The organism is Collimonas sp. OK307 (genome assembly GCF_900113705.1).
Taxonomy (GTDB): domain Bacteria; phylum Pseudomonadota; class Gammaproteobacteria; order Burkholderiales; family Burkholderiaceae_D; genus Collimonas.
On record NZ_FOQI01000005.1, the window covers coordinates 1 to 23915 of the forward strand.

General features: G+C 53.1%; 37 protein-coding genes and 1 pseudogene. 34 read left to right on the forward strand and 4 right to left on the reverse strand.

Annotated features, from left to right (window positions below; all coding sequences use genetic code 11):
- From tuf to BM205_RS08490, 33 genes and pseudogenes are all read left to right on the forward strand, one after another.
- Window positions 1-336 (forward strand): annotated as a pseudogene (gene tuf / locus BM205_RS08330) (elongation factor Tu); the annotation flags it as partial.
- 120 nt (window positions 337-456) lie between these two features.
- The gene (rpsJ, locus tag BM205_RS08335) at window positions 457-774 is read left to right on the forward strand and encodes a 30S ribosomal protein S10 (RefSeq protein ID WP_014004392.1); all 318 of its coding nucleotides are present in this window, start codon (window positions 457-459) and stop codon (window positions 772-774) included.
- Between the two features lie 302 nt (window positions 775-1076).
- A complete protein-coding gene (gene rplC, locus BM205_RS08340) occupies window positions 1077-1733 on the forward strand; it encodes a 50S ribosomal protein L3 (protein ID WP_092356334.1) in 657 nt (218 codons plus the stop codon).
- A gap of 3 nt (window positions 1734-1736) precedes the next feature.
- Entirely contained in the window at window positions 1737-2357 is a 621-nt protein-coding gene (gene rplD, locus BM205_RS08345) for a 50S ribosomal protein L4 (protein ID WP_014004394.1), read from the forward strand.
- Window positions 2354-2668, forward strand: coding sequence for a 50S ribosomal protein L23 (gene rplW, locus BM205_RS08350; protein ID WP_092414065.1), 315 nt, complete (start codon window positions 2354-2356; stop codon window positions 2666-2668). The genes rplD and rplW overlap by 4 nt, the downstream gene beginning before the upstream one ends.
- A complete protein-coding gene (gene rplB / locus BM205_RS08355) occupies window positions 2668-3495 on the forward strand; it encodes a 50S ribosomal protein L2 (protein ID WP_014004396.1) in 828 nt (275 codons plus the stop codon). Before rplW ends, rplB begins: the two co-directional genes overlap by 1 nt.
- A gap of 10 nt (window positions 3496-3505) precedes the next feature.
- Entirely contained in the window at window positions 3506-3781 is a 276-nt protein-coding gene (gene rpsS / locus BM205_RS08360; RefSeq protein ID WP_014004397.1) for a 30S ribosomal protein S19, read from the forward strand.
- A gap of 6 nt (window positions 3782-3787) precedes the next feature.
- A complete protein-coding gene (rplV, locus tag BM205_RS08365) occupies window positions 3788-4120 on the forward strand; it encodes a 50S ribosomal protein L22 (protein WP_170851020.1) in 333 nt (110 codons plus the stop codon).
- A gap of 9 nt (window positions 4121-4129) precedes the next feature.
- The gene (rpsC, locus tag BM205_RS08370) at window positions 4130-4984 is read left to right on the forward strand and encodes a 30S ribosomal protein S3 (protein WP_092356325.1); all 855 of its coding nucleotides are present in this window, start codon (window positions 4130-4132) and stop codon (window positions 4982-4984) included.
- Window positions 4985-4986: 2 nt separating this feature from the next.
- Complete coding sequence (gene rplP, locus BM205_RS08375) at window positions 4987-5406, forward strand: 50S ribosomal protein L16 (protein WP_092356322.1); 420 nt, start codon at window positions 4987-4989, stop codon at window positions 5404-5406.
- A 12-nt stretch (window positions 5407-5418) separates the two neighbouring features.
- Window positions 5419-5610, forward strand: a complete 192-nt coding sequence (gene rpmC / locus BM205_RS08380) for a 50S ribosomal protein L29 (RefSeq protein WP_014004401.1) — start codon at window positions 5419-5421, stop codon at window positions 5608-5610.
- Window positions 5610-5882, forward strand: a complete 273-nt coding sequence (gene rpsQ / locus BM205_RS08385; RefSeq protein ID WP_014004402.1) for a 30S ribosomal protein S17 — start codon at window positions 5610-5612, stop codon at window positions 5880-5882. Before rpmC ends, rpsQ begins: the two co-directional genes overlap by 1 nt.
- 224 nt (window positions 5883-6106) lie before the next feature.
- Window positions 6107-6475: a 50S ribosomal protein L14 gene (rplN, locus tag BM205_RS08390; protein WP_014004403.1), complete on the forward strand. Its 369-nt coding sequence runs from the start codon at window positions 6107-6109 to the stop codon at window positions 6473-6475.
- A gap of 9 nt (window positions 6476-6484) precedes the next feature.
- Window positions 6485-6799, forward strand: a complete 315-nt coding sequence (gene rplX, locus BM205_RS08395; RefSeq protein WP_061538669.1) for a 50S ribosomal protein L24 — start codon at window positions 6485-6487, stop codon at window positions 6797-6799.
- Between the two features lie 6 nt (window positions 6800-6805).
- Window positions 6806-7345 carry a 50S ribosomal protein L5 gene (rplE, locus tag BM205_RS08400; RefSeq protein WP_061936382.1) on the forward strand — a complete coding sequence of 180 codons (540 nt, stop codon included), beginning with the start codon at window positions 6806-6808 and terminating at the stop codon, window positions 7343-7345.
- Between the two features lie 7 nt (window positions 7346-7352).
- Window positions 7353-7658 (forward strand): 30S ribosomal protein S14, encoded by a 306-nt coding sequence (gene rpsN / locus BM205_RS08405; RefSeq protein ID WP_014004406.1) that lies wholly within the window; start codon window positions 7353-7355, stop codon window positions 7656-7658.
- A gap of 14 nt (window positions 7659-7672) precedes the next feature.
- Window positions 7673-8068 (forward strand): 30S ribosomal protein S8, encoded by a 396-nt coding sequence (gene rpsH, locus BM205_RS08410; protein WP_092356317.1) that lies wholly within the window; start codon window positions 7673-7675, stop codon window positions 8066-8068.
- Between the two features lie 10 nt (window positions 8069-8078).
- Complete coding sequence (gene rplF, locus BM205_RS08415) at window positions 8079-8612, forward strand: 50S ribosomal protein L6 (protein WP_092414066.1); 534 nt, start codon at window positions 8079-8081, stop codon at window positions 8610-8612.
- 12 nt (window positions 8613-8624) lie between these two features.
- Window positions 8625-8987: a 50S ribosomal protein L18 gene (gene rplR, locus BM205_RS08420; protein WP_041741098.1), complete on the forward strand. Its 363-nt coding sequence runs from the start codon at window positions 8625-8627 to the stop codon at window positions 8985-8987.
- A 12-nt stretch (window positions 8988-8999) separates the two neighbouring features.
- On the forward strand, window positions 9000-9518 hold the full coding sequence (gene rpsE / locus BM205_RS08425; RefSeq protein ID WP_014004410.1) for a 30S ribosomal protein S5: 519 nt from the start codon (window positions 9000-9002) through the stop codon (window positions 9516-9518).
- A gap of 10 nt (window positions 9519-9528) precedes the next feature.
- Window positions 9529-9708, forward strand: coding sequence for a 50S ribosomal protein L30 (gene rpmD, locus BM205_RS08430; protein WP_041742931.1), 180 nt, complete (start codon window positions 9529-9531; stop codon window positions 9706-9708).
- Between the two features lie 26 nt (window positions 9709-9734).
- Window positions 9735-10166 carry a 50S ribosomal protein L15 gene (rplO, locus tag BM205_RS08435; protein ID WP_092356311.1) on the forward strand — a complete coding sequence of 144 codons (432 nt, stop codon included), beginning with the start codon at window positions 9735-9737 and terminating at the stop codon, window positions 10164-10166.
- 34 nt (window positions 10167-10200) lie between these two features.
- Window positions 10201-11532 carry a preprotein translocase subunit SecY gene (secY, locus tag BM205_RS08440; protein WP_092414067.1) on the forward strand — a complete coding sequence of 444 codons (1332 nt, stop codon included), beginning with the start codon at window positions 10201-10203 and terminating at the stop codon, window positions 11530-11532.
- Between the two features lie 35 nt (window positions 11533-11567).
- A complete protein-coding gene (gene infA / locus BM205_RS08445; RefSeq protein WP_014004414.1) occupies window positions 11568-11786 on the forward strand; it encodes a translation initiation factor IF-1 in 219 nt (72 codons plus the stop codon).
- A 25-nt stretch (window positions 11787-11811) separates the two neighbouring features.
- The gene (gene rpmJ, locus BM205_RS08450) at window positions 11812-11925 is read left to right on the forward strand and encodes a 50S ribosomal protein L36 (protein ID WP_014004415.1); all 114 of its coding nucleotides are present in this window, start codon (window positions 11812-11814) and stop codon (window positions 11923-11925) included.
- A 27-nt stretch (window positions 11926-11952) separates the two neighbouring features.
- Window positions 11953-12318, forward strand: coding sequence for a 30S ribosomal protein S13 (gene rpsM, locus BM205_RS08455; protein WP_092414068.1), 366 nt, complete (start codon window positions 11953-11955; stop codon window positions 12316-12318).
- A 63-nt stretch (window positions 12319-12381) separates the two neighbouring features.
- The gene (gene rpsK / locus BM205_RS08460) at window positions 12382-12786 is read left to right on the forward strand and encodes a 30S ribosomal protein S11 (RefSeq protein ID WP_014004417.1); all 405 of its coding nucleotides are present in this window, start codon (window positions 12382-12384) and stop codon (window positions 12784-12786) included.
- A 192-nt stretch (window positions 12787-12978) separates the two neighbouring features.
- Window positions 12979-13602 carry a 30S ribosomal protein S4 gene (gene rpsD / locus BM205_RS08465; RefSeq protein ID WP_092414069.1) on the forward strand — a complete coding sequence of 208 codons (624 nt, stop codon included), beginning with the start codon at window positions 12979-12981 and terminating at the stop codon, window positions 13600-13602.
- Between the two features lie 141 nt (window positions 13603-13743).
- Window positions 13744-14721 carry a DNA-directed RNA polymerase subunit alpha gene (gene rpoA / locus BM205_RS08470; RefSeq protein ID WP_014004419.1) on the forward strand — a complete coding sequence of 326 codons (978 nt, stop codon included), beginning with the start codon at window positions 13744-13746 and terminating at the stop codon, window positions 14719-14721.
- A 170-nt stretch (window positions 14722-14891) separates the two neighbouring features.
- Window positions 14892-15287, forward strand: coding sequence for a 50S ribosomal protein L17 (gene rplQ / locus BM205_RS08475; RefSeq protein ID WP_014004420.1), 396 nt, complete (start codon window positions 14892-14894; stop codon window positions 15285-15287).
- 155 nt (window positions 15288-15442) lie between these two features.
- Window positions 15443-15775 carry a divalent-cation tolerance protein CutA gene (gene cutA, locus BM205_RS08480; protein ID WP_092414070.1) on the forward strand — a complete coding sequence of 111 codons (333 nt, stop codon included), beginning with the start codon at window positions 15443-15445 and terminating at the stop codon, window positions 15773-15775.
- A complete protein-coding gene (gene dsbD / locus BM205_RS08485) occupies window positions 15768-17630 on the forward strand; it encodes a protein-disulfide reductase DsbD (protein ID WP_092414071.1) in 1863 nt (620 codons plus the stop codon). Before cutA ends, dsbD begins: the two co-directional genes overlap by 8 nt.
- Window positions 17631-17751: 121 nt before the next feature.
- Window positions 17752-18393, forward strand: coding sequence for a peroxiredoxin (locus tag BM205_RS08490; RefSeq protein ID WP_092414072.1), 642 nt, complete (start codon window positions 17752-17754; stop codon window positions 18391-18393).
- A gap of 88 nt (window positions 18394-18481) precedes the next feature.
- On the opposite strand, the gene BM205_RS08495 is transcribed toward BM205_RS08490, so the two are convergent.
- From BM205_RS08495 to yihA, 4 genes are all read right to left on the reverse strand, one after another.
- Window positions 18482-19666: a magnesium transporter CorA family protein gene (locus BM205_RS08495; RefSeq protein WP_092414073.1), complete on the reverse strand. Its 1185-nt coding sequence runs from the start codon at window positions 19664-19666 to the stop codon at window positions 18482-18484.
- On the reverse strand, window positions 19644-20900 hold the full coding sequence (locus tag BM205_RS08500) for a sterol desaturase family protein (RefSeq protein ID WP_254783803.1): 1257 nt from the start codon (window positions 20898-20900) through the stop codon (window positions 19644-19646). The genes BM205_RS08495 and BM205_RS08500 overlap by 23 nt, the downstream gene beginning before the upstream one ends.
- 144 nt (window positions 20901-21044) lie before the next feature.
- Window positions 21045-22058, reverse strand: coding sequence for a porphobilinogen synthase (gene hemB, locus BM205_RS08505; RefSeq protein ID WP_175511213.1), 1014 nt, complete (start codon window positions 22056-22058; stop codon window positions 21045-21047).
- Between the two features lie 247 nt (window positions 22059-22305).
- Window positions 22306-23034 (reverse strand): ribosome biogenesis GTP-binding protein YihA/YsxC, encoded by a 729-nt coding sequence (gene yihA / locus BM205_RS08510; protein ID WP_092414076.1) that lies wholly within the window; start codon window positions 23032-23034, stop codon window positions 22306-22308.
- Window positions 23035-23232: 198 nt separating this feature from the next.
- Here yihA and BM205_RS08515 point away from each other — a divergent pair, with 198 nt between their 5' ends.
- Entirely contained in the window at window positions 23233-23898 is a 666-nt protein-coding gene (locus BM205_RS08515; protein WP_092414077.1) for a c-type cytochrome, read from the forward strand.
- The last annotated feature ends 17 nt before the right edge of the window (window positions 23899-23915 follow it).

Sequence of the window (23915 nt, forward strand, 5' to 3'; positions counted from 1 at the left end):
GACGTAGAGCGGGGCCAGGTATTGGCTAAGCCGAACTCGATCAAGCCACACAAGCATTTCACTGGCGAGATCTATGTTCTGTCGAAAGACGAAGGCGGCCGTCATACACCTTTCTTCAACAACTATCGTCCACAGTTCTACTTCCGTACTACGGACGTGACTGGTTCGATCGAGTTGCCGAAAGACAAAGAAATGGTAATGCCAGGCGATAACGTGTCGATCACAGTGATGTTGATCAACCCGATCGCGATGGAAGAAGGTCTGCGTTTCGCGATCCGCGAAGGTGGCCGTACTGTTGGTGCAGGTGTTGTTGCCAAGATCCTGCCTGACGCGTAATAGCAATAAGCTGTAATGCAAGTTGTAGTGCAATAAGCAAGCCACCTCGGTGGTTTGCTGTCAATGTAACAATATGCCGTGGCTGATAGTCATCCACGGTTCGTTCTTTAAAGGAAAATCATGTCCGCTGCTAACCAAAAAATCCGCATCCGCCTGAAGGCGTTCGACTACAAGCTGATCGACCAGTCCGCGCAGGAAATCGTTGATACAGCCAAGCGCACCGGCGCCGTTGTCAAGGGTCCAGTACCACTGCCAACACGTATCCAGCGTTTTGACGTATTGCGTTCGCCGCACGTCAACAAGACATCGCGCGATCAGTTCGAAATCCGTACGCACCAACGCCTGATGGACATCGTTGACCCAACCGACAAGACTGTCGATGCGTTGATGAAGCTGGACCTGCCAGCTGGCGTAGATGTAGAAATCAAGTTGCAGTAATCAAGCTGCAATAATTCGTAGTAGTAAATTCGCAATAATTCTTGGGGCAGAGTTGAAGAGCCGCCGGGTAACCCCCGCGGCAAATCACTCTGCCTCCATTTATTTAGCGAGTGTTGTAAATAAGGTGTAGCCGGCTAAAGTTTGACATACCACGACAAAGATGGTCTTGCAAATAAAAATTTACCCGGTTATACTGATCGGCTTCGGTGCAATTGCGGCTGCTTTGGCCTAATGCAATTGCACTTATTTTAGTTGTACAAACATCAGCCCCGCCCAATCGTAGGCGGGAATGGAGAAAAACAATGAGCTTAGGCCTTGTTGGTCGCAAGGTTGGTATGATGCGCATTTTCACGGAAGATGGGGATTCAATCCCGGTAACCGTGTTGGACGTATCGAACAACCGCGTGACCCAAATCAAAACGCCTGAAACAGACGGTTATACCGCTGTTCAAGTTGCATTCGGTCAGCGTCGCGCTTCACGCGTGACTAAAGCTGCTGCTGGTCACTACGCCAAAGCTGGCGTCGAGGCTGGTACCATCCTCAGAGAATTCCGCATTGATGCAACCAAGGCTTCCGAGCTGAAGGCTGGCGAAGTTATCGCTGCAAGCCTGTTCGAAGTCGGTCAAAAGGTTGACGTTCAAGGTGTCTCGATCGGTAAAGGTTACGCCGGTACTATCAAGCGTCACAACTTTGCATCCGGTCGTGCCAGCCACGGTAACTCCCGTTCGCATAATGTCCCAGGTTCCATCGGTATGGCGCAAGATCCAGGTCGTGTTTTCCCTGGTAAGCGCATGACCGGTCACATGGGTGACGTTACTGTAACCACGCAAAACCTCGAAATCGCACGTGTTGACGCTGAGCGCCAACTGTTGCTGATCAAGGGCGCGGTTCCAGGTGCAAAGAACGGCCAAGTCGTGGTCAGCCCTGCGATCAAAATCAAAGCTAAGAAGGGAGCCTAATTCATGGAACTCAAGCTCCTGAATGACCAAGGTCAAGCTGCTTCGAACGTTGCTGCACCGGATACCATTTTCGGTCGCGACTACAACGAAGCTCTGATTCACCAGGTCGTAGTTGCTTACCAGGCTAACGCTCGTAGCGGTAACCGTAAGCAAAAAGACCGTGAAGAAGTTCATCACACGACTAAAAAGCCATGGCGCCAAAAGGGTACTGGCCGCGCTCGTGCCGGTATGTCGTCTTCGCCACTGTGGCGCGGCGGTGGTCGGATTTTCCCGAACTCGCCTGATGAAAACTTCACGCACAAAGTAAACAAGAAGATGTATCGCGCAGGTCTCTGCTCGATTCTGTCGCAGTTGGCACGTGAAGGTCGTTTGTCGGTCGTCGAGAATTTCTCGGTCGAAGCGCCAAAGACTAAATTGCTGTCACAAAAGCTGAAGACCATGGGTCTGGATTCCGTGTTGGTTATTACCGACAACCTGGAAGAAAACCTGTTGTTGGCGTCGCGTAACCTGCCAGGTTTCCTGGTATGTGAGCCACGTCACGCTGATCCAGTATCGCTTGTGTTCTACAAGAAGATCCTGATCACCAAGCTGGCTTTGGCGAAGATTGAGGAGATGCTGGCATGAACGCAATTAAACATAGCGAAGAACGCTTGATGAAAGTGTTGCTGGCGCCGGTGATTTCCGAAAAGGCAACGATGGTTGCGGAGAAGAACGAGCAAGTCGTTTTCCGTATCGCACCAGACGCTACCAAACTGGAAGTCAAGGCTGCTGTCGAGCTGCTCTTCAAAGTTCAAGTTGAGTCGGTACAAGTTGCCAATCGTATGGGTAAGCAAAAGCGTAGCGGCAAGACCATGGGTCGCCGCAACCATACCCGTCGCGCATTCGTATGCTTGAAGCCGGGTCAAGAGATCAACTTCACCGAGGAGGCTAAATAATGGCACTCGTTAAAGTTAAACCAACCTCGCCGGGCCGCCGTGGCATGGTCAAGGTCGTTAATCCCGACCTGTACAAAGGCCGTCCATTTGCTGCCCTGATCGAGAAGAAGTCGAAAACAGCTGGTCGTAACAACAACGGTCATATCACTACTCGCCACATCGGCGGTGGTCATAAGCAACATTACCGTCTGATCGACTTCAAGCGCACCAAAGATGGTATTCCAGCGAAAGTGGAACGTATCGAATACGATCCAAACCGCACAGCGAATATCGCTCTGTTGTGCTACGCCGACGGCGAACGTCACTACATCATCGCCACTAAGGGCATGGCTGTAGGTGACCAGGTAATGAGCGGCTCGGAAGCGCCGATCAAATCCGGTAACTGCTTGCCAATCCGTAATATTCCGGTTGGTACGATTCTGCATTGCGTCGAAATGCTGCCAGGTAAGGGTGCCCAAATGGCCCGTACCGCCGGTGCTGGCGTGGTGTTGATGGCTCGTGAAGGTACTTACGCTCAAATTCGTTTGCGTTCCGGTGAAGTTCGCCGCGTTCACATCGAATGCCGCGCTACCGTAGGTGAAGTCGGCAATGCCGAACACAGCCTGCGCAAGATCGGTAAAGCGGGTGCGATGCGTTGGCGTGGTGTTCGTCCTACCGTTCGCGGTGTGGTCATGAACCCGGTTGACCATCCTCACGGTGGTGGTGAAGGTAAGACCGCAGCTGGTCGTCATCCAGTTTCGCCATGGGGTCAACAGACTAAGGGTAAGAAGACACGCAGCAACAAGCGTACTACTTCCATGATCGTCTCGCGCCGTGGCAAGAAATAAGGGGTAACACATGACACGTTCATTGAAAAAAGGGCCGTTCTGCGACGCCCATCTGGTGAAAAAAGTTGAAACTGCGCAAGCAGTCAAAGACAAAAAGCCAATCAAGACTTGGTCCCGTCGCTCGACCATCATGCCGGATTTTATCGGTCTGACGATTGCTGTGCATAACGGCAAACAACACGTCCCGGTATATGTGTCCGAGAACATGGTCGGTCACAAGCTCGGCGAATTTGCGCTGACCCGTACGTTCAAGGGTCATGCCGCTGATAAGAAGGCTAAGAAATAAGGTCCGATGATGGAAACTAAAGCTACCCTCCGCGGCGTGCGCCTGTCGGCCCAAAAGGGCCGTCTGGTCGCCGACCTGATTCGCGGCAAAAAAATTGATCAAGCACTTAACATCCTGGCCTTCAGCCCGAAAAAAGGCGCGACTATCATCAAGCGTGTTCTGGAATCCGCAATTGCGAATGCCGAGCACAATGATGGCGCCGATATCGACGAGCTGAAAGTCACGACGATATATGTGGAAAAAGGTTCGGTCCTCAAGCGCTTCACCGCGCGTGCTAAAGGCCGTGGCGATCGTATCTCGAAGCAATCCTGTCACATTTACGTGACTGTCGGAAACTAAGGAGTCACGATGGGACAGAAGATTCATCCAACCGGTTTCCGTCTTGCGGTTACTCGTAACTGGGGATCCCGCTGGTATGCAGGCAATAGTAATTTTGCCCAAATGCTCGGCGAAGATTTGAAAGTACGCGCTTTCCTCAAGAAGAAACTGAAGAACGCATCGGTCGGCCGCGTTGTTATCGAGCGTCCTGCAAAGAACGCACGCATCACGATTTACAGCTCGCGTCCTGGTGTCGTTATCGGTAAAAAAGGCGAAGACATCGAAGTATTGAAGTCCGCGCTGACCAAGCTGATGGGTGTGCCGGTTCACGTTAATATCGAAGAAATTCGTAAGCCTGAAATCGACGCACAACTGATCGCTGATTCGATCGCGCAACAGCTCGAAAAACGTATCATGTTCCGCCGCGCGATGAAACGTGCGATGCAGAATGCAATGCGTCTGGGCGCGCAAGGCATCAAGATCATGTCGTCCGGTCGTTTGAATGGTATCGAAATCGCACGTACCGAATGGTACCGCGAAGGTCGTGTACCACTTCACACACTGCGCGCTGACATCGACTATGGTTTCGGCGAAGCTGAAACCACATACGGCATCATCGGCATCAAGGTCTGGGTTTACAAGGGCGATCGTCTGGCTAACGGCGAAGCGCCGGTAATCGACGTACCTAACGACGACGACAAGAAACGCCGTGGCCCACGTCGCGATGATGGCAAGCCATCTAGCCGTCCACGTCCTAAAACTACGGCAACTGCCGGTGCGCCTGGTGCGCGTCCTGCACGTGCCAAGAAGCCGGATGGCGCTGCTGATGGTGTTGTAACTGCAGTTGCTGCAGTTGCTGCGCCGGCCGAGAAAGCAGGAGAATAATCATGCTGCAACCAGCACGCAGAAAATATCGTAAAGAGCAAAAGGGCCGCAATAAAGGCATTTCGCATTCGCGCGGCACTGCCGTGTCGTTCGGCGAATTTGGCTTGAAGGCGATTGGCCGCGGTCGTATCACCGCGCGCCAAATTGAAGCAGCTCGTCGCGCAATGACCCGTCATATCAAACGGGGTGGTCGTATCTGGATCCGTATTTTCCCAGATAAGCCAATTTCGCAAAAGCCTGCTGAAGTCCGGATGGGTAACGGTAAGGGTAATCCCGAGTACTACGTGGCTGAAATCCAGCCAGGTAAAGTGCTGTACGAGATGGATGGCGTCGACGAAGCTCTGGCGCGTGAGGCATTCCGTTTGGCTGCAGCTAAATTGCCGCTTTTGACCACGTTCGTCGTGCGTCAAGTTGGCCAATAATTGGAGTGAATCATGAAAGCATCTGAACTCCGCGACAAAGATCAAGCGGCCTTGACGAAAGAGCTGAACGAGTTGCTGAAGGCGCAGTTTAGCCTTCGCATGCAAATCGCTACTCAGCAATTGAGCAATACGTCGCAATTGAAGAAAGTTCGTCGCGATATAGCACGGGTCAAGACCGTCATCAATTCGAAGGGCGCCCTGTAATGAACGATCAAGTGAAACAAGCGCTCAAGCGCACGCTGGTTGGTAAAGTTGTGTCCGATAAAATGGACAAGACTGTTACCGTCCTGATCGAACGCCACGTCAAGCATCCTCTGTATGGCAAAATCATTGTGCGTACTAACAAGTACCATGCACATGACGAAACCAACCAGGCCAAGGAAGGCGACGTAGTCGAGATCCAAGAAGGCCGTCCGATTTCCAAGACTAAAGCTTGGAGCGTGACACGTGTGGTACAAGTAGCACAGGTATTATAAGTATTTGTTGCGAGCCAAGCATTTTGATGTAATAATGCTTGGCTTCGCTCCTGTTGGCTTCCAACAAGAGCGAGAGCAGTAGAAAAACACCCTGCAGTATCTAGCAAGAAGTTTTGGAAGTCGTCCACCTAAGCAGTGCGCTCAGCAGAGTTGCCCTGACAGGACCAAGACTGACCGTAAATCCGCATCGTGCGGCAGCGAGTTAAGTTGGGAAAGAAAATATTATGATTCAAACGGAAAGCCGGCTCGAAGTAGCCGACAACACTGGTGCACGCGAAGTTATGTGTATCAAAGTTCTGGGTGGTTCCAAGCGTCGCTATGCCAGCATTGGTGATGTGATCAAGGTTACCGTCAAAGTGGCAGCGCCACGTGGTCGCGTCAAAAAAGGCGAGATCTATAACGCAGTTGTCGTACGGACCGCTAAAGGTGTTCGTCGTCAAGATGGTTCGTTGGTCAAGTTCGACGGCAATGCAGCAGTGCTGCTGAACGCGAAGCTTGAGCCAATTGGTACGCGTATTTTTGGACCAGTCACTCGTGAATTGCGCACTGAGCGCTTCATGAAGATTGTGTCGCTCGCGCCTGAAGTGCTGTAAGGAGTCGAGATGGATAAGATTCGGAAAAGCGACGAGGTAATCGTCCTGACTGGTAAAGACAAGGGCAAGCGCGGTGTTGTAAAGCAACGCGTTGATGCTAACCACGTTGTCGTAGAGGGTATCAACGTTGCCAAAAAAGCAACCAAGCCTAACCCGATGACTGGTGTAACTGGTGGCATCATTGACAAGTTGATGCCAATTCACGTGTCAAATGTTGCGTTGTTCAATGCAGCAACTGGCAAGGCAGATCGCGTTGGCTTTAAAGATGTGGACGGCAAGAAAGTCCGCGTTTTCAAGTCCAGTGGCGAAGTTGTTAAGGTTTAAGAGATCATGGCCCGTCTCCAAGAATTCTATAAAGAAAAAGTCGTTGCCGACTTGACAGCGAAATACGCTTACAAGTCCGTGATGGAAGTGCCGCGCATCCTGAAGATCACCCTGAACATGGGTCTGTCGGAAGCGATTGCGGACAAGAAGATCATTGAACACGCTGTTGGCGATTTGACCAAGATTGCAGGTCAGAAGCCAGTCGTGACCAAGGCACGGAAAGCTATTGCGGGTTTTAAAATCCGTGAAGGCTATCCAATCGGTTGCATGGTTACACTGCGTGGCGCTCATATGTACGAGTTCCTGGATCGCCTGGTTACTGTCGCGCTGCCGCGCGTTCGTGACTTCCGTGGCGTCTCCGGTCGTGCATTTGACGGTCGTGGTAACTACAATATCGGTGTGAAAGAGCAGATCATTTTCCCCGAAATTGAATACGACAAGATTGATGTGTTGCGTGGTATGAATATCAGTATCACGACGACTGCAAAGACCGACGACGAAGCAAAATCGCTTCTCGCCGCATTTAAATTTCCGTTCAGAAACTGAGGTTGCCATGGCAAAACTGGCACTGATTAACCGTGAACAAAAGCGCGCTGACCTGGTAAAGAAATACGCCGGTAAACGTGCCGAGTTAAAGGCAATCATTGATGACCAATCGAAGTCGGAAGAAGAGCGCTACGAAGCTCGCTTGAAATTGCAAGCGCTGCCACGTAACTCGGCTCCGACCCGTCAACGTAATCGTTGCTCCCTGACTGGTCGTCCACGTGGCACTTTCCGCAAGTTCGGTCTGGGCCGTATTAAGCTCCGTGAAATCGCCATGCGTGGCGAAATTCCGGGTATGACTAAAGCAAGCTGGTAATAGGAGAATATGCAATGAGTATGAGCGATCCTATCGCCGATATGCTGACCCGTATCCGCAATGCGCAAGTAGTTCACAAGACAACCGTGGCAATGCCATCGTCGAAGGTCAAGATTGCGATTGCCAACGTCCTCAAGGACGAGGGTTACATTGAAGATTTCGCTGTCGCAGAAGAAGGCGGCAAAGCGGAACTCAAAATCGGTTTGAAGTATTACGCCGGCCGTCCTGTTATCGAACGCCTTGATCGTGTATCCCGTCCAGGGCTGCGGATCTACAAGGGCAAAGATGACATCCCTAACGTGATGAACGGCTTAGGTGTGGCAATTATTTCGACACCTTCTGGTGTCATGACGGACCGCAAAGCGCGCGCAACCGGTGTCGGTGGCGAAGTTATTTGCTACGTCGCCTAAGGAGTGCAACATGTCTCGTGTAGGTAAAATGCCGATTGCACTGCCAACTGGCGCGGAAGCGACCATTACAGCAGCGGCGATCACAGTCAAGGGCCCATTGGGCTCGCTTTCCCAGGCTTTGAATGGCCTGGTAAAAATCGAAAACAACAACGGCACGCTGAATTTCGCTGCCGCTGACGACAGCCGTGAAGCCAATGCGATGTCAGGCACCTTGCGTGCTCTGGTCAACAACATGGTCAATGGTGTTACCAAAGGCTTTGAAAAGAAGCTGAACCTGGTTGGCGTGGGTTTTCGTGCGCAAGCTCAAGGTGACAAGTTGAACCTGTCGCTCGGTTTCTCGCATCCTGTTGTGCACCAAATGCCAGAAGGCGTGACCGTGGCAACACCGACGCAAACCGAAATCCTGATCAAGGGTATCGACAAGCAACGTGTTGGTCAGGTTGCTGCTGAAGTTCGTGCTTACCGCGAACCTGAGCCTTATAAGGGCAAGGGCGTTCGTTACTCGGACGAAGTGGTAATCCTTAAAGAAACCAAGAAGAAGTAATAGGGGTTGACGATGGATAAGAAACAATCACGTCTGCGCCGTTCACGCCAAACGCGTGCCAAGATCGCAGAGTTAAAGGTGAACCGCCTGGCAGTGCATCGTACCAACTTGCACATTTACGCCAGCATCATCGGCCCTGACGCTAAAGTGCTGGCTTCGGCCTCCACACTGGAAGCTGAAGTACGTGCAGAACTGGCCGGCAAGTCCGGTGCAGGCGGCAATACAGCAGCTGCATCTCTGGTTGGCAAGCGCGTTGCCGAGAAGGCACTGAAAGCAGGAGTTACCGAAGTTGCGTTTGATCGCTCCGGTTTCCGTTACCACGGCCGCGTCAAGGTGCTGGCAGATGCCGCCCGTGAAGCCGGTCTGAAGTTCTAAGGAAGAATCGTCATGGCAAAAATGCAATCAAAAATGCAAAGCGATAAGCCGGATGATGGCATGCGCGAAAAAATGATCGCGGTCAACCGTGTGACCAAAGTGGTCAAGGGTGGTCGTATCATGGGTTTCGCAGCATTGGCTGTTGTTGGTGATGGCGATGGCCGTATCGGCATGGGCAAGGGCAAATCGAAAGAAGTGCCAGTTGCTGTGCAGAAGGCTATGGAAGAAGCCCGTCGCAAGATGATCAAGGTAACGCTGAAGAACGGCACTCTGCAACACGCTATCTCCGGCAAGCACGGCGCGTCATCGGTTTTGATGCTGCCAGCTAAAGACGGTACTGGTGTTATTGCCGGCGGTCCAATGCGCGCAATCTTTGAAGTACTGGGTGTGACGAACGTTGTGGCCAAGTCCACTGGTTCGACCAATCCGTACAACATGGTTCGTGCTACTTTGAACGGCTTGTCAAAGATGAACACACCATCGGAAATCGCGGCAAAACGCGGCAAGTCCGTTGAAGAAATTCTGGGCTAAGGTGATCAAAATGACAAAAACTGTAAAAGTACAATTGATCAAGGGTTTGATCGGCACGCGCGAAACTCATCGCGCGACAGTTCGCGGTTTGGGCCTGCGTCGCGTTAATTCGGTTTCCGAGTTGCAAGACACACCATCCGTGCGCGGCATGATCAATAAAGTGTCCTATCTTGTGAAAGTGGTGTCGTAAGCTTAGGCTTGCGAACGGAGCAAATTATGGAATTGAATACTATTCAACCTGCAGATGGCGCCAAGCATTACAAGCGTCGCGTTGGTCGTGGTATCGGCTCAGGTATCGGTAAGACAGCCGGCCGCGGTCACAAGGGTCAAAAATCGCGTTCGGGCGGTTTTCACAAAGTAGGTTTTGAAGGCGGTCAGATGCCTTTGCAACGTCGTTTGCCAAAGCGCGGCTTCAAGTCGATGGCAACCCCGTTCAAAGCTGAAGTTCGTTTGTCGGACCTGGAAAACCTGCCGGTAACTGAAGTAGATATCCTGGTGTTGAAGCAAGCTGGCGTGATCGGCGAACTGGCACGCGTTGTACGCGTGATCCTGTCCGGCGAACTGACCAAAAAGGTAACGCTCAAAGGTTTGATCGCTACTAAAGGTGCAAAAGCTGCGATTGAAGCGGCTGGCGGATCGGTTGCTTGATTTGTCGTTCTAACTCGTAGCAATGGAGCAATAAGTGGCGACTTCTCCCCAACTTGCAAAGAGTGCTGCGAGCGGCTTCCCTTGGGGCCGTCTGTGGTTCTTGCTTGGTGCATTGGTTGTATATCGTGTTGGTGCGCACATTCCTGTACCGGGAATTGACCCATCGCAGTTAGCGCAATTGTTTAAGCAGCACCAGGGTGGCATTTTGGGCATGTTCAACATGTTCTCTGGTGGTGCGTTGTCGCGGTTCACCGTGTTCGCGTTGGGGATCATGCCGTATATCTCGGCATCGATCGTGATGCAATTGATGTCGATTGTGTCGCCTCAGCTGGAAGCGTTGAAGAAAGAGGGCGAATCAGGTCGCCGCAAGATTACCCAATACACCCGTTACGGTACGCTGTTGCTGGCGACGTTTCAGGCTCTGGGGATTGCGGTAGCACTGGAATCGCAACCTGGCCTGGTGTTGGATGCAGGCTTGGCTTTCCGCTTCACGACAGTTGTAACGCTGGTAACAGGAACAATGTTTTTGATGTGGTTGGGTGAACAGATTACCGAGCGTGGCCTTGGTAATGGTATCTCGATCATCATTTTTGCAGGTATTGCAGCTGGTTTGCCGAACGCTGTAGGTGGTTTGTTCGGACAGGTAAGTACCGGTTCCATGAGTGCATTGTCGGCGATTCTGATTTGTTTGATTGCTGCCGGCGTGACATTCCTGGTTGTGTTTATCGAACGTGGCCAACGCAAGATTTTGGTGAATTACGCCAAGCGTCAGGTAGGTAACAAGATTTATGGCGGTCAAAGTAGTCATTTGCCGTTGAAGCTGAATATGGCTGGTGTAATTCCTCCAATCTTTGCTTCCTCGATCATCTTGTTTCCTGCGACAATCACGAGTTGGTTTACTTCCGGTGATTCAACCAATCCGGTAGTCAACTTTCTGAAGGATATGGCGGCTTCATTGGCGCCAGGCGAGCCGATTCATGCTTTGCTGTATGCGATTGCCATCGTTTTCTTCTGCTTCTTCTACACCGCGTTGGTGTTTAACAGCAAGGAAACAGCTGACAACCTGAAGAAAAGCGGCGCGTTTGTACCAGGGATTCGTCCCGGTGAGCAGACTGCACGTTATATCGACAAGATTTTGATGCGTTTGACTCTGGTTGGCGCGGTCTATATTACGGTTGTGTGTCTGGTTCCGGAATTCTTGATCGCTCGCTGGAAGGTACCGTTTTATTTTGGTGGTACATCGCTGTTGATTATCGTAGTGGTTACCATGGACTTCATGGCGCAAGTACAGAATTACGTGATGTCGCAGCAATATGATTCGCTGCTGCGTAAGGCAAATTTCAAGGGCGGCGTTTCGACGCGGTAAGTTGAAATGAACGACCAGAGGAACCAGTAGACCGAATGGCAAAAGACGACGTTATCCAGATGCAAGGCGAGATTCTTGAGAATCTCCCCAATGCAACATTTAGAGTCAAGTTGGAAAACGGACATATCGTCCTCGGTCATATTTCTGGCAAGATGCGCATGAACTATATTCGCATCCTCCCAGGAGATAAGGTGACGGTAGAATTGACACCTTATGATTTAAGCCGGGCACGGATTGTGTTCCGTACCAAGTAACTTTTAGTATAGAAAGAAGACGAAAATGAAAGTGCTCGCATCAGTCAAGCGCATCTGCCGCAACTGTAAGATCATTAAGCGCAAAGGCGTGGTTCGCGTCATTTGTACAGAGCCGCGCCATAAACAGCGCCAAGGTTAATTAACGTTATTGATCGAGGAATAACGAATGGCACGTATTGCAGGGGTAAACATCCCCAATCATCAGCACACTGTTATCGGCTTGACAGCCATCTACGGTGTTGGCCGCCCACGCGCACAAGAAATTTGCGACGCAACGGGTATTTTGACTACGAAGAAGATCAAAGATCTCGACGATAACGAGCTGGAAAAGCTGCGCGACGAAATTGCAAAATTCGTCGTCGAAGGTGACCTGCGTCGTGAACTGTCGATGAACATCAAGCGTTTGATGGATCTGGGTTGCTATCGTGGTATGCGTCATCGCAAAGGCTTGCCTTGCCGTGGCCAACGTACTCGTACTAATGCACGTACCCGCAAGGGCCCGCGCAAAGCCGCTCAATCGCTGAAGAAATAATTAAGGTGCCACGCTTCCGTGGCAACTGATTGTTCTTAGGTAGTCGGATTCAAGGAAATTATTATGGCAAAGTCCCCAAATAACGCCGCAGCAGCACGTGTGCGTAAAAAAGTTAAAAAGAACGTTGCTGAAGGTATCGCGCATATCCACGCGTCTTTCAACAACACCATCATCACGATTACCGATCGTCAAGGTAACGCGTTGTCGTGGGCGACATCTGGTGGCGCTGGCTTTAAAGGCTCCCGCAAGTCGACTCCATTTGCAGCGCAGGTTGCAGCCGAGGCCGCTGGTAAAGTGGCTGTGGAATGTGGCGTGAAGAACTTGGAAGTACGTATCAAGGGCCCAGGCCCAGGTCGTGAATCCGCGGTTCGTGCATTGAACAACCTGGGTATCAAGATCACCCAGATTCAAGATGTGACACCAGTGCCACATAACGGTTGCCGCCCACCTAAGCGCCGTCGTATCTAAGATTTGTATCTGAATCGATTCTGATTCTCGCTGCTGTCCTGCAGTAGCGATTGCAAGTTGCCCGCCAATGACCTTGGCGGGTTTTGTTCTTAAGCCCACCGTCTGATTGAAAGCAAATCAGACTAGCGCCGTACCGCTGGCAACCTTGGTTGTTGGCAGCAGACCGGCGTCATATTTTTAAAAGGAAGCACCGTGGCACGTTATATCGGACCTAAAGCAAAACTTTCCCGCCGTGAAGGTACGGACCTGTTCCTGAAGAGCGCACGTCGCTCGCTGGATTCCAAGTGCAAACTGGATTCCAAGCCAGGTCAACATGGCCGCACATCTGGTGCACGTACCTCCGACTACGGTAACCAATTGCGCGAAAAGCAAAAAGTTAAGCGTATGTACGGCATCCTGGAACGTCAATTCCGTCGTTATTTCGCTGAAGCGGATCGTCGCAAGGGCAACACCGGCGAAACACTGCTGCGTTTGCTGGAAGCGCGTCTGGACAACGTCGTATACCGTATGGGTTTCGGTTCGACCCGTGCCGAAGGCCGTCAATTGGTCTCGCACAAGGCGTTCACCGTCAACGGTAACGTGGTCAACATCGCTTCTTACCAAGTGAAGCCAGGCGACGTAGTTGCCGTTCGCGAAAAGGCCAAGAAGCAAGTACGTATCGTTGAAGCTCTGTCGTTGGCAGAACAAGGCGGCATGCCATCGTGGGTTGCGGTTGATGCGAAGAAAATGGAAGGTACTTTCAAGTCCCTGCCAGACCGCAACGAAATCGCTAACGATGTCAACGAATCGCTGATCGTCGAACTGTATTCGCGTTAATTTTAGTTTTTTCCGGCCTGGCCTTTTAGGCTAGGCTTTTTCATCAGGGTGCCGCTGGTAATCTTCGGGATTATCGGCGGCACCCTTAATGCCATCAGCCTTATCGGTGTAATGAGCCGAGGGTATTGAAAAGGACATTTCATGCAAAACAGCTTGTTGAAGCCACGTATTATCGAAGTAGAAGCACTGGGTGCCGGCCACGCTAAAGTCGTGATGGAACCGTTTGAACGTGGTTACGGCCACACCCTGGGCAATGCGCTGCGTCGCGTGCTGCTGTCGTCGATGGTTGGCTACGCGCCGACTGAAGTGACGATCGCTGGCGTAGTGCACGAATACTCGTCGCTCGATGGCGTGCAAGAAGACGTAGTCGACATTCTTTTGAACTTGAAGGGTGTCGTATTCAAGCTGCATAACCGTGACGAAGTCACACTGACTCTGAAAAAAGATGGCGAAGGCGCAGTCTTGGCTTCCGACATCGATCTGCCGCATGACGTCGAACTGGTGAATCCGGATCACGTGATTGCCCACCTGACAGCTGGTGGCGCACTCGACATGCAGATCAAGGTTGAAAAAGGCCGTGGTTACGTGCCAGGCAACGTCCGTCGTCTGACGGAAGATGCTAACAAGACTATCGGCCGTATCATTCTGGACGCATCGTTCTCGCCAGTACGCCGTGTTTCCTACGCTGTTGAATCGGCGCGTGTGGAACAACGTACCGACCTGGACAAGCTGGTCATCAACATTGAAACCAATGGCGTGATCACTCCGGAAGAAGCGATTCGCCAATCGGCACGCGTGCTGGTTGACCAACTGAACGTGTTCGCTGCGCTGGAAGGCACAGAAGCTGCTGCTGAAGCGCCATCGCGTGCACCGCAAGTCGATCCGATCCTGTTGCGTCCGGTCGATGACCTGGAACTGACAGTACGTTCGGCAAACTGCCTGAAAGCAGAAAACATCTACTACATTGGCGATCTGATCCAACGTAGCGAAAATGAACTGCTGAAGACGCCAAACCTGGGCCGTAAGTCCTTGAATGAAATCAAGGAAGTTCTGGCTTCCCGTGGTTTGACACTGGGCATGAAGCTGGAAAACTGGCCGCCTGCAGGCCTGGAAAAGTAATATTTGTTGTTCGGCCAAGGGTGGGATAGAATCCCACCCTTGGTTTGTTTTACCGCTTTACCCTTGTTGTATTCATTGATGTACCTAATTTCAACCGGCCCGCGACCAAGGCAAGACGCCAAAGTCGATCGAAGAGCTGGATGTAAACTCAAAAACTGAAAGGAATTACCATGCGTCACCGTCACGGCCTTCGTAAATTAAATCGTACTTCTTCCCACCGCCTCGCCATGTTGCGCAACATGACTGTTTCGCTGCTGCGTCACGAAGCAATCAAGACCACATTGCCAAAGGCAAAAGAACTGCGTCGCGTGATCGAACCGATCCTGACACTGGGCAAGACCGATACACTGGCAAACAAGCGCCTGGCTTTCGCCCGTCTGCGCGATCGCGAAATGGTACTGAAGCTGTTCGCTGAACTGGGCCCACGCTACGCTAACCGTAACGGCGGCTACCTGCGCATCCTGAAAATGGGTTTCCGCGTTGGCGATAACGCTCCTATGGCCTACATCGAACTGATGGACCGTCCGGAAATCAGCGACGGCGCTGAAGTGCCGACAGCTGACTAAGCTTAGTTGGTTTAGTAGCAAACTTAACCAGCCAAGCTGCGTTAAAATAAAAAGCCAGGCTTAGCCTGGCTTTTTTGCGTTCTGGATGCCGTTCTCTGCCCTTCCGGCCGTCACTTGGCGGCGCCAGCTGTAAGGAATGTTCCCGGAGATCGACTATGTCAGAAGCCATGCTAATACTTACCAACTTGCCCGACGCAGCCAGTGCGCGGGCGTTGGCACAGCAGTTGGTGGAACGCAAACTGGCAGCTTGTGTCAATATCATGCCTGCCGTGCAGTCGGTGTATCGCTGGCAAGGTGCGGTGGAGCAGGCCAGCGAGGTGACGGTGCTGATCAAGAGCGTCAGCAATCGTTATGCAGAGCTGGAAAGCGCGATAAGAGCGGTCCATCCGTACGAATTGCCGGAAATAATTGCCCTACCGATTGTGGCCGGTTTGCCGGCCTACCTGAACTGGATTACTGCAGAAACCCAAAAGGACGTGAATGTTTAAGCTTTTCAAGCAATTGTCTGTGCTGTTTGCCATGATGTTCGTGTTTAGCCTGGCACATGCCGATGACGACGATTATCTGGCGCCGGAAGTGGCGTTCAAGTTCTCCGCCCGCATGGTCGATGCCAAGACCGCTGAAGTGACCTATGCGATCGCCGACGGTTATTACATGTACCGCGAGCGTTTCCATTTCAAGGCTGAAGGCGCCACCTTGGGTGAACCGCAGATCCCGGCCGGCACCGTCAAGTTCGACCAGACCTTCAACAAGAATGTCGAGACTTATCACCATAGCGTCACCATCCGCCTGCCAGTCGAGGCCAACGGTAATTTCACGCTGATTTCCACCGGCCAGGGTTGCGCCGACAAGGGCTTGTGCTACCCGCCTATGGATTCGAGCATCAATCTGTCCACGACTGGCGGTGGTGCCGCCGGAGGCTTGTTGAGTGCAATGGGGCTTGCTAAAGGTAGCGACGCAGCTATCGATACGCCGCAAGCAAACTCTGCGACCAATAACAGTGCGCCAGTCGCCGGCCTGGCGCCAGGCAATGCGGTTTCGCCGGGTCAGGCCGATACGGAAAGCGGCCGCATCGAATCGTCGCTGAAGGGCGGCAAATTGCTGGTCATCATGCCTTTATTCCTGCTGCTTGGCCTTGGCTTAGCCTTCACACCCTGCGTCCTGCCGATGGTGCCGATTCTGTCATCGATTATTGTCGGCGAGGGCACCAAGGTCAGCCGCCGTCGCGGCTTCCTGCTCTCCGTGACCTACGCGTTGGGAATGGCGCTGGTTTACACCGCACTAGGTGTTGCTGCCGGCCTGGCTGGTGAAGGTCTGGCTGCGACCCTACAGAATCCCTGGGTATTGTCAGCGTTTGCCTTGCTGATGGTGCTGATGTCCCTGTCCATGTTCGGTTTCTATGAATTGCAGTTGCCCGGGGCGCTCCAAACCAAACTGACCCAGGCTTCCGGCCAGCAATCGGCGGGCAAGCTGATCGGCGTATTTGTCATGGGCGCGATTTCGGCATTGATCGTCGGACCGTGCGTGGCTGCGCCGCTGGCAGGGGCTCTGGTATATATCAGCCAGACGCGCGATGTGGTGATTGGCGGCAGTGCTTTGTTCGCGATGGCGGTCGGTATGAGCGTGCCGCTGATACTGGTCGGGATTTCCGCCGGCTCTCTGCTGCCGCGCGCGGGAGCCTGGATGGAGTCAGTGAAGCGTTTCTTCGGCGTGTTGATGCTGGCGGTGGCGTTGTGGATGGTGGCGCCGGTTATTCCAGTGTTGGCGCAGATGCTGGGCTGGGCGGCCTTGGGTATCGGCTATGGTGCGTATCTGTTGTGGGCGAAGTCATCGGCATCGTCCGCCTGGTTCGCCAAGGCATTCGGTGTGGCATTCATGGTGTGTGGCGTGCTGCAACTGGTTGGCGGCCTCACTGGCGGGCGCGATGTATGGACACCGCTGGCACATCTGGGTGGTGCGCAACAAAGCCAAAGTGTTCACACGCAATTCATCAAGGTCAGATCCGTGGCGGAACTGGACGCCGCATTAACCCAGACCAATGGCAAATCCGCATTGCTGGATTTCTATGCCGACTGGTGTGTGTCATGCAAGGAAATGGAAAAATTCACGTTCACCGATCCGCGCGTACAAACGCGCTTTGGCGACATGATCTTGCTGCAAATCGACGTCACCGCCAACAACGCGGACGACAAAGCGATGCTCAAGCGCTTCAACCTGTTTGGGCCGCCTGGCATCATATTTTTCGACGGACATGGGCAGGAAGTGCCGCATGGCCGTGTCATCGGCTATCAGAACGCCGACAAATTCCTGCAATCGCTATCGGTTCTGGACGCAAAAGCATAACTTGCTTCTAACCGCAGGTTATGTCGATAGTCGATAAAGTTCTTTAGGCTATTGCCGGTGCAACGCTATAGTCTTAGTTCTACGTTTTTTGCCAACCCCGTGCAACTTAAAGGAGCCTGAAATGACTTTACGCCTTGGCGATGTCGCCCCCGATTTTGAGCAGGATTCTTCGCTCGGCAAGATCAACTTTTACGATTGGGCCGGCGCTTCGTGGGTGGTGCTGTTTTCACATCCGGCTGACTTCACTCCAGTCTGCACCACTGAGCTTGGCCTGACTTCCAAATTGAAATCGCAATTCGAACAACGCGGCGTCAAAGTGATCGCACTGTCTGTGGATCCTGCCGATAAGCATCAGGAATGGATCAAGGATATCAACGAAACACAGAACACCGTGGTTGGTTTCCCCATCATCGCCGATGCCGATCGCAAGGTGTCGGAACTGTATGACCTGATCCATCCGAATGCCAGCGCAACGGCAACCGTGCGCTCGCTGTTCGTGATCGATCCATCCAAAAAAGTACGCCTGATCATCACCTATCCGGCCAGCACCGGCCGCAACTTCGACGAAATTCTGCGCGTCATCGATTCCCTGCAACTGACCGATAATTATTCGGTTGCCACGCCAGGAAACTGGAAGGACGGCGATGACGTCGTGATCGTTCCGTCGTTGCAGGATCCGGAGATTCTCAAGCAGAAATTCCCTAAGGGTTACAAGGCGATCCGTCCTTATCTGCGCCTGACTCCGCAGCCTAACCGCGATTGAAATTTTTCCGGTTTATGAAGTTGATGGATAAATATTAAAAAGCCCCGTCGTTATTTGACGGGGCTTTTTCATTGGGGTCATACGGTGTTCAGCGCCGGTCCAGCGCCTGGCTTTCGAGATATCGCCGGCGCTGAAAGAATACCAGCATGCCGACCACGATCAGCAGCATGCTACCCATCGTGAGCCAGAATCCGGCATTATTTTTCAGCAGCGGCATTTCGATAAAGTTCATGCCGAAAATCCCGGTGATCAGCGTCAACGGCATGAACAGCGCGGTAATCACGGTAAGTGTGCGCATGATTTCATTGGTGCGATGAGCGACTGCGGAAAAATGAATCTGCACCGCCGATTCAATCGATGACTCTAGCCGGCGCGCGTGATTCAACACCCGCGTGATGTGTTCCATCACGTCATTGATGCGCACCAGGAGCAAATCCTTGGCGCGGCTGATTTCGATACCGTCGTCGATGTCGACGAAATAGTCGCGCAGCTCTTGCATGGCATCGTGCTGTTCTTCACACAGGTTTTCCAGCTTGCGTAATTCAATCCGCGCATCCAGTAGCGCCATCCAATCCTTGAACGGCTTGCGCGGATCCAGCAGCGCCCGTTGCCAGCGATCCAGTTGCGTTGTCAGCGGCTGGCGCAGGTCCAGGTATTGATCGACCATGGCGTTGATCAGGCGCAGCAACAAATCTTCCGGCGATGTCGGCGGTCTTGTCGAGTGCGGCGTTTTTTCAGGCTTGTCGCACAGATCGAGCAGACGCGTGCGCGCCGCATCGATGGTACGGCTATAGCGCTCATGCACCGTAACCAGCGCATGGTCCATGATCAGGAACGTTACCGGTTGTGTGGCTAACGCTCTCAATGCAGCGGGAATCCGCCGCTTGCCGTGTTCGCTTTCGGGTGTAGCAGCTGGTGGCGCAGTATTTGTATCGTCGGCATTCTGCGCATTGTTTTCAGCAGCGCGGGAATGACCATTGCCATTACCGTTCCCACCGCCGGCGCCGTTCAGCATCAACTTGCGAAATACCACCATGCCGTAATCCTGAGTCGAATCGAAATACGACGGGTGATTCGGATTGAGCGTATCCGTCATGTGCGGATCGTAGATCTGGACACCGGTAGCCAGGGCAATGGCATTACGCCAGGCTTCCGGATCGGCGGCTACTTCTTCATGGGTAGAGTCAATCCACAAGAAACCTTTGACCGGTACGGTGTCGGGTATTTTCTTGCTTTGGCTAACCTGGTTGTCACTGATGAGAAAGATGTCCATGCATTGTCGATAAGCGTTTAAATATAAGCCAGAGGGCGATCATCGAAACCAGCGATACGGTGATCACTGCGCCTTGCGCCAGCGGTGATAAGGATACCGCGCCGAACCAGACTTTGCCGATCACCACGCCGGCGCTGGTTGCCGCCAGGCGTAATGCTTCCAGCGCGATGTAGCGGGGCCGCGTCTCCATCAGGCCGCCGACAATCCAGAGCCCCGCCACCAGCCAGATGGCGTAAGCCAGCCCTTGCGGCCACTTCATGGCGACCTGTGCCGCCAGGAAGTGGGTGGTTACCAGCAACAGAATGATGAATTGCAACAAGCAATAGACCTGGGCGGCGCGACTTAGTTGCGGATGATACAGCGACCGGGCGATATCGAACGGCGCGCTTGGCCATTTTTCCGCAACATCGGCAGGGCGCCAGCCCGGCGCGGCAAACCAGACCCGCAACTTGTCCCCAAGGTTCCGCGTGCGCCAGGAATCCAGCCAAAGCACTTTGTACACTTCGAAATTGGCCCAGATCGGGTTCCAGCTGCGCAGCGGACTGCGGGTGCCGTAGACCACGGGATCCTGGTCACGTTCTTCGATGAAAGTACCGAACAGGCGATCCCACAGGATCAGGATGCCGCCGTAATTTTTATCCAGATAAATGTCGTTGACGCCGTGATGCACGCGATGGTTCGACGGTGTGACCAGCACCCGGTCGAGCCAGCCCAGCTTGCCTATCTGTTGCGTGTGGACCCAGAACTGATACAGCAGATCGATCAGCGCCAGCGCGGCAAATACTTCCACCGGATAGCCAAGGATGGCCAGCGGCACGTAGAAAATCCAGCCCAGCAGATAGCCGCTGCTGGTCTGGCGCAAAGCGGTGGAAAGATTGTAGTCTTCGCTTTGATGGTGCACCACATGGGCCGCCCACAAGACGTTGACTTCATGGCCGTAGCGATGCAGCCAGTAGTAGCAGAGATCGTAGAGCAGCAAGCCGGACAGCCAGACCCAGATGCTGTCGGCAGGCAGCTTGAATAGCCCGATATGGCTCACGAGCCAGGCGTATATGCCAACCCGCAGCACTTGCATGAAAACACCCGACACCTGGCTCAGCACGCCAAGGCTGATGCTATTGATGGCATCGTTGAGGCGGTAGGTGTTGCGTTGACGCAGCCGGCCGACAATCAGCTCGATGAATATCAGTAAAAAGAACACCGGCGTTGCCAGCGTGATTACCTTTTCTTGCACGTCAGTCTCCTTGTCGCCCGGAGGACGATCGATCGTTATGTGCTTGCATGGTAACCAATGCAAGCCGCATTTGGATTAGAGAGCGGTGTCTAGAAAATAGTAAACCACGGGCAAACAAAGCGCCCCAGGCGCCTGAACGGTCTTTCAGCCCTTTTTCAGGTGACGGGCAATATCCAGCGCGAAATAGGTCAGCACGCCGTCTGCTCCGGCGCGCTTGAAAGCCATCATGGCTTCCATCATGGTCTTGTCATGATCGAGCCAGCCATTTTGAGCCGCCGCCTTGATCATCGCGTATTCGCCGCTGACCTGATAGGCAAAGGTCGGGACTTTGAATTCGTCTTTCACGCGGCGCACGATATCCAGATAAGGCATGCCCGGTTTCACCATCACCATGTCGGCGCCTTCGGCCAGATCCAGCGCGACTTCATGCAGTGCCTCGTTGCTGTTGGCCGGGTCCATCTGGTAGGTGCTTTTATTGCTCTTGCCCAGCGTTGCGGAAGAACCGACAGCGTCGCGGAACGGGCCATAAAAAGCCGAGGCATACTTGGCGGAATACGCCATGATGCGGGTGTAGATATGGTGATGCGCTTCCAGCGCGTTGCGGATCGCGCCGATGCGGCCATCCATCATGTCGGATGGCGCCACGATGTCCACCCCCGCTTCGGCCTGGGTCAGGGCTTGCTTGACCAGGATGGTGCAGGTTTCATCATTCAGCACGTAGCCGTCGGCGTTCAGCACGCCGTCCTGGCCGTGGCTGGTGTAAGGATCCAGGGCGACATCGGTCAGGATGCCGAGTTCAGGGAAACGCTGTTTCAGCTCGCGTACCGCACGCGGGATCAATCCTTGCGGGTTGGTGGCTTCAATGCCGTCAGGGGTTTTCAGCGATGGGTTGATGACCGGAAATAACGCTATGACCGGGATCCCCAGCGCCACGCATTCTTCTGCCACATTCAACAGCAAATCAATCGACAAGCGTTCAACTCCCGGCATTGAACTTACTTTTTCGCGCTGATGCTTGCCGTCCAGTACAAATACCGGATAAATCAGATCGGCGGTGGTGACGGTGTTTTCCCGCATCATTGCGCGCGAGAATGCATCTTTGCGCATACGGCGCATGCGGATGGCTGGGAATTGAGCAGTTTTCTGAGAATGTGGCATGTCGGTCTTTGAGATATCAGGTGAGTGGAGAGCGATTTTTTCCCGCATCGCTAATATTTTCGCTGAAAAGTAAAAAAATCGTGAACTTTTTCGGCCTAGTCCTTCTCCTAGCAATAGGTGCATCATTCGCCTCCCGCTTCCCTCCCTGAGCGGGGCCGTATCGCTTTTGGTGATAAGGCATTACGCCCTGGAGATATTCCCCTTTCTCCAGGGCTTTTTTATGTTTAGTTTTATGTTTAGTTAATTACTAAACTTGCTCTTCGTCGTCGCCTTCATCAGCGGCGCCAGATGAATCAGCTGCACTACCGGCCACGCTTGTCAGGCCAGCCAACTCCAGAATACGATCATTGGCTTCTTCCAGCCCGCTGCGGTTCAGCGCAGAAAACAGTTGCGCGGTAAACGGCAGTTGCTGATTGTTTTCATCGACGTAACTCGCCAGGAACGTGCGCGCCTGGCGCAGGGCGTTGGTTGCGTCATTGCGGTTGAGCTTGTCGGATTTGCTCAAGATGCAATGAATCGGCTTACCGGTAGGCGCAAACCACTCCACCATCTGGACATCGAGTTCCGTGAACGGGCGGCGCGAGTCGACGATCAGGACCAGCGCGGCCAGCTGCTGGCGGCGGCGTACGTAATCGCCAAGCAATTGCTGCCAGTGCAGCTTGGCCGAACCGGACACTTCAGCATAGCCGTAACCGGGCAAGTCGACCAGCAAGGCGCGAATTTCGTCGATCTTGGTCTCGTCCTTGCGATGCTGGGCGACGTGGGCGCCGCCTATGGAAAAGTAGTTGATATGCTGGGTGCGGCCGGGTGTTTTAGACGCGAAAGCCAGCTTTTTCTGATTGCACAAAAGGTTGATGGCGGTCGATTTGCCGGCGTTGGAACGGCCGGCAAAAGCGATCTCGGGGACTTGCAAAGTTGGCAAGTCTCGAAGATGATTAACCGTAGTAAAGAAGCGGGCTTGCCAAAGTAGGGACATGTGTTGAGCAGAAAATGCAGTAAGGGGGGCAAAAATGCCGGAAAGCTATTGTACAATAAGGGGTTATGTACTGCTGTTCTGCTTAGCTTTGCCTTATACGCAATCGATAGCCTTTGGGAGCCAGGCGATCAATTGCTGGTGCTCAGCCGGTCAGCTTCGTCGCCACCGAATTCTAAAATCAAGTCTCAGGGTGTTTGAATGAACCGTGCGTTTTTTCCAGTAGTGACATCTTTCTTCGTTGCAGTGCTAGCATTTTCCTCCGTGGCCTATGCCTCGGATGCGCCAACCGCCGGGCCTGCCAAAGCGGATCCAGCCAAGGGCGAAGCACTGTATACCAATGGCGACGCAGCGCGCAACATTACCGCTTGCGTCTCTTGCCACGGTGCAGCCGGTGCTTCAACCATCAGCACCAACCCGAAACTGGGCGGCCAGCACTCTGCATACATCCACAAGCAATTGACCAATTTCCAAGGCGCCGACCGGAATAATCCGATCATGTCGCCACTGGCCAAGCTGTTGACCGACGATGAAATGAAAAACATCGCCGCTTATCTTGATGCGCAACCGGCCAAACCGGGTGCTGCCAAGAATAAGGATACGCTGGATCTGGGCAAAAAGATTTATCGCGGCGGGATTGCCGAAAAGAGCGTCCCGGCCTGTGCCGGTTGCCATAGCCCGAACGGCGCCGGCATTCCGGCCCAGTTTCCGCGCATCGGCGGCCAGCATCAGGACTACACCGTGGCTGAGCTGACCAATTTCCGCGACGGCGTTCGCAAGAACGGCCCGATGATGACGACAATCGCCAAGCGCATGTCTGATGATGAAATCAAAGCGGTAGCTGACTACATCGCCGGCCTGAAGTAAAAATAATAATAATAAAA

Coding starts and splice junctions, on each gene's coding strand:
- rpmD (WP_041742931.1), top strand. CDS start 9,529: ATGACAAAAACTGTAAAAGTACAATTGATCAAGGGTTTGATCGGCACG.
- BM205_RS08495 (WP_092414073.1), bottom strand. CDS start 19,666: ATGGACATCTTTCTCATCAGTGACAACCAGGTTAGCCAAAGCAAGAAA.
- rpsE (WP_014004410.1), top strand. CDS start 9,000: ATGGCAAAAATGCAATCAAAAATGCAAAGCGATAAGCCGGATGATGGC.
- hemB (WP_175511213.1), bottom strand. CDS start 22,058: ATGCCACATTCTCAGAAAACTGCTCAATTCCCAGCCATCCGCATGCGC.
- rpsH (WP_092356317.1), top strand. CDS start 7,673: ATGAGTATGAGCGATCCTATCGCCGATATGCTGACCCGTATCCGCAAT.
- dsbD (WP_092414071.1), top strand. CDS start 15,768: ATGTTTAAGCTTTTCAAGCAATTGTCTGTGCTGTTTGCCATGATGTTC.
- rplO (WP_092356311.1), top strand. CDS start 9,735: ATGGAATTGAATACTATTCAACCTGCAGATGGCGCCAAGCATTACAAG.
- rplF (WP_092414066.1), top strand. CDS start 8,079: ATGTCTCGTGTAGGTAAAATGCCGATTGCACTGCCAACTGGCGCGGAA.
- infA (WP_014004414.1), top strand. CDS start 11,568: ATGGCAAAAGACGACGTTATCCAGATGCAAGGCGAGATTCTTGAGAAT.
- rplQ (WP_014004420.1), top strand. CDS start 14,892: ATGCGTCACCGTCACGGCCTTCGTAAATTAAATCGTACTTCTTCCCAC.
- rplW (WP_092414065.1), top strand. CDS start 2,354: ATGAACGCAATTAAACATAGCGAAGAACGCTTGATGAAAGTGTTGCTG.
- rplN (WP_014004403.1), top strand. CDS start 6,107: ATGATTCAAACGGAAAGCCGGCTCGAAGTAGCCGACAACACTGGTGCA.
- rpsQ (WP_014004402.1), top strand. CDS start 5,610: ATGAACGATCAAGTGAAACAAGCGCTCAAGCGCACGCTGGTTGGTAAA.
- rpmC (WP_014004401.1), top strand. CDS start 5,419: ATGAAAGCATCTGAACTCCGCGACAAAGATCAAGCGGCCTTGACGAAA.
- rpsJ (WP_014004392.1), top strand. CDS start 457: ATGTCCGCTGCTAACCAAAAAATCCGCATCCGCCTGAAGGCGTTCGAC.
- rpmJ (WP_014004415.1), top strand. CDS start 11,812: ATGAAAGTGCTCGCATCAGTCAAGCGCATCTGCCGCAACTGTAAGATC.
- rplB (WP_014004396.1), top strand. CDS start 2,668: ATGGCACTCGTTAAAGTTAAACCAACCTCGCCGGGCCGCCGTGGCATG.
- rplD (WP_014004394.1), top strand. CDS start 1,737: ATGGAACTCAAGCTCCTGAATGACCAAGGTCAAGCTGCTTCGAACGTT.
- BM205_RS08515 (WP_092414077.1), top strand. CDS start 23,233: ATGAACCGTGCGTTTTTTCCAGTAGTGACATCTTTCTTCGTTGCAGTG.
- rpsN (WP_014004406.1), top strand. CDS start 7,353: ATGGCAAAACTGGCACTGATTAACCGTGAACAAAAGCGCGCTGACCTG.
- BM205_RS08490 (WP_092414072.1), top strand. CDS start 17,752: ATGACTTTACGCCTTGGCGATGTCGCCCCCGATTTTGAGCAGGATTCT.
- rplC (WP_092356334.1), top strand. CDS start 1,077: ATGAGCTTAGGCCTTGTTGGTCGCAAGGTTGGTATGATGCGCATTTTC.
- rpsS (WP_014004397.1), top strand. CDS start 3,506: ATGACACGTTCATTGAAAAAAGGGCCGTTCTGCGACGCCCATCTGGTG.
- rplE (WP_061936382.1), top strand. CDS start 6,806: ATGGCCCGTCTCCAAGAATTCTATAAAGAAAAAGTCGTTGCCGACTTG.
- rplR (WP_041741098.1), top strand. CDS start 8,625: ATGGATAAGAAACAATCACGTCTGCGCCGTTCACGCCAAACGCGTGCC.
- rplV (WP_170851020.1), top strand. CDS start 3,788: ATGATGGAAACTAAAGCTACCCTCCGCGGCGTGCGCCTGTCGGCCCAA.
- cutA (WP_092414070.1), top strand. CDS start 15,443: ATGTCAGAAGCCATGCTAATACTTACCAACTTGCCCGACGCAGCCAGT.
- yihA (WP_092414076.1), bottom strand. CDS start 23,034: ATGTCCCTACTTTGGCAAGCCCGCTTCTTTACTACGGTTAATCATCTT.
- rplP (WP_092356322.1), top strand. CDS start 4,987: ATGCTGCAACCAGCACGCAGAAAATATCGTAAAGAGCAAAAGGGCCGC.
- rpoA (WP_014004419.1), top strand. CDS start 13,744: ATGCAAAACAGCTTGTTGAAGCCACGTATTATCGAAGTAGAAGCACTG.
- rpsK (WP_014004417.1), top strand. CDS start 12,382: ATGGCAAAGTCCCCAAATAACGCCGCAGCAGCACGTGTGCGTAAAAAA.
- rpsC (WP_092356325.1), top strand. CDS start 4,130: ATGGGACAGAAGATTCATCCAACCGGTTTCCGTCTTGCGGTTACTCGT.
- rpsM (WP_092414068.1), top strand. CDS start 11,953: ATGGCACGTATTGCAGGGGTAAACATCCCCAATCATCAGCACACTGTT.
- rplX (WP_061538669.1), top strand. CDS start 6,485: ATGGATAAGATTCGGAAAAGCGACGAGGTAATCGTCCTGACTGGTAAA.